Raw genomic sequence first — 1102 nt, forward strand, 5'->3', positions numbered from 1 at the left:
CAAAGGAGTTCCGTGTCTTCAAATCCGATTCGTGTTGCCATTGTCGGCGTGGGTAACTGCGCTGCTTCCCTGGTGCAGGGTGTCCACTACTACCGGGATGCCGACCCCCAGGCAACGATCCCGGGTCTGATGCATGTTGAGTTCGGCAAGTACCACGTCAACGACGTCCAGTTCGTAGCCGCCTTCGATGTTGACGGCAAGAAGGTCGGCGTTGACCTGGCCGATGCCATCCTGGCCAGCGAGAACAACACCATCAAGATCGCCGACGTTCCGCCGACCGGGGTGACCGTGCAGCGCGGCCACACCCTGGACGGGCTCGGCAAGTACTACCTCGAGACCATCGAGCAGTCCCCGGCCGAGCCGGTCGACGTGGTCCAGGCCCTCAAGGACGCCAAGGCTGACGTCATGGTCTGCTACCTGCCCGTCGGATCGCAGGAGGCCGCGGAGTTCTACGCACAGTGCGCCATCGACGCCGGCGTGGGCTTCGTCAATGCCCTGCCCGTGTTCCTCGCCGGTACCAAGGAATGGGCGGACAAGTTCACCGCCGCCGGCGTTCCGATCGTAGGCGATGACATCAAAAGCCAGATCGGCGCGACCATCACGCACCGCGTCATGGCCAAGCTCTTCGAAGACCGCGGCGTCACGCTGGACCGCACGTACCAGCTCAATGTCGGCGGCAACATGGACTTCAAGAACATGCTGGAGCGCGACCGCCTCGAGTCCAAGAAGATCTCCAAGACCCAGGCCGTCACCTCGAACGTCGAGGCCGAGCTCGCTGCGAAGGACGTTCACATCGGCCCGTCGGACTACGTCCAGTGGCTGGACGACCGCAAGTGGGCCTTCGTCCGGCTCGAGGGCCGCAACTTCGGCGACGCCCCCGTCTCGCTCGAATACAAGCTGGAAGTCTGGGACTCACCCAACTCCGCCGGCGTGATCATCGACGCCATCCGCGCCGCCAAGATCGGCCTGGACCGCGGCATCGGCGGGCCGCTCCTGTCGGCTTCGAGCTACTTCATGAAGTCCCCGCCGGAGCAGTTCAATGACGACCTCGCCCGTGAAAAGGTCGAGGCCTTCATCCGCGGCGACCTCGAGCGCTAAACCC

1 protein-coding gene is annotated in these 1102 nt (G+C 64.0%); it reads left to right on the top strand.

Annotated elements, in window-relative coordinates; genetic code table 11:
• Positions 1 to 12: 12 nt before the first annotated feature.
• Positions 13 to 1098 carry an inositol-3-phosphate synthase gene (locus tag LQ144_RS22905; protein WP_230121535.1) on the top strand — a complete coding sequence of 362 codons (1086 nt, stop codon included), beginning with the start codon at positions 13 to 15 and terminating at the stop codon, positions 1096 to 1098.
• Positions 1099 to 1102: the final 4 nt, after the last annotated feature.

Origin of the sequence: Arthrobacter sp. Bi83 (assembly GCF_918698095.1) — a bacterium.
GTDB lineage: Bacteria > Actinomycetota > Actinomycetes > Actinomycetales > Micrococcaceae > Arthrobacter.